The sequence below is a fragment of the Siccirubricoccus deserti genome, from assembly GCF_014283215.1.
Classification (GTDB): Bacteria; Pseudomonadota; Alphaproteobacteria; order Acetobacterales; family Acetobacteraceae; genus Siccirubricoccus; species Siccirubricoccus deserti.
Map to the genome: position 1 here is coordinate 1 of NZ_JACOMF010000235.1, position 961 is coordinate 961.

The 961-nt window shown below is 62.5% G+C and carries 1 protein-coding gene; it reads right to left on the reverse strand.

Annotated elements, in window-relative coordinates; translation table 11 throughout:
• Positions 1 to 212: 212 nt before the first annotated feature.
• Entirely contained in the window at positions 213 to 539 is a 327-nt protein-coding gene (locus H7965_RS30025; RefSeq protein WP_186774108.1) for a hypothetical protein, read from the reverse strand.
• Positions 540 to 961: the final 422 nt, after the last annotated feature.

The following is a 961-nucleotide window of genomic DNA, read 5'->3' on the forward strand; positions in this document are numbered from 1 at the left end:
AGCCCCGCGATCCGCACCTGAACCCCGGCCAATAGGACCGGCGCCGATCCCGCTCGCCCGCACAACCACGGCGCGAGCCGCGCGCCAGCCAGGGGACGCGCGTCACCGCCGCCGTGAATGATCCGGGCTGTACTGCTCAGGCCTAGGCAGCGGTGGCGATCTAAACACGCAGGTAAGTCTGCGGGGCGGCCCCAATATTTCTTAGGGTAGGATCATGGTGACGACCCAATGCCCTTCACCCGCACCAGCGGCTTCGCTCCAGCGACCTCTTGGTATGCTTCCTGAAGTCTGAGGATTGCCCTGTCGGCAGAGCTACGGGCGACGATCAGCCCATCATGCAAAGGCAGCGCCACCACGTTGTCTTCGCGTTTGAGCGTCAGCATGGCCTTGGTCAGTGCCTGAGCCTCAATCCCCATGAGCCAGTGGGCGCACAGGTCTCGTGGCTGATGAGGAGCGAAGGCATCCAGCCCATACGCCAGAAGGATTTCATCCAAGGCGCCGACAATGGGATGCACTGCCAGCACCGCCTTGCTCACCATCTCGATAGAATAGTCCTTCAGCTTAACCCCGACCTCCTCAAGGTCAGTTTTCGTGCCCCTAGGCCATCGCGCGGGAATCCTTCCCTGTCCCCAGGTGGCAGCGATGAACGCCTTCACCACCGCCCTAGGAAGCCCAGGCACGGCATAGAGACCAGTGTTGGCGTCAGGTATGCCAAACCCAAGCCCAGCCCGTGCGGCAGCACCGTAGACGATCCAGAACTGGCTTGCGGAGACATCAGCTTCTACGGCTGGCTCTCCGCCGATGGTTATTCCCGTGCGCTCCTCTCTGCGTATCGTAACCGTCGTCCTGACCTCACCTTGCGAAACGCCCTGCTGATGATGCCGTGTCGCTTTACGGCATGCGGCGGAGGTGGCGTTGGAGATCGAGGCGGAGGCGGCCGAGACCGGTCATAGGAGTGGTC

Coding starts and splice junctions, on each gene's coding strand:
- H7965_RS30025 (WP_186774108.1), bottom strand. CDS start 539: ATGGTGAGCAAGGCGGTGCTGGCAGTGCATCCCATTGTCGGCGCCTTG.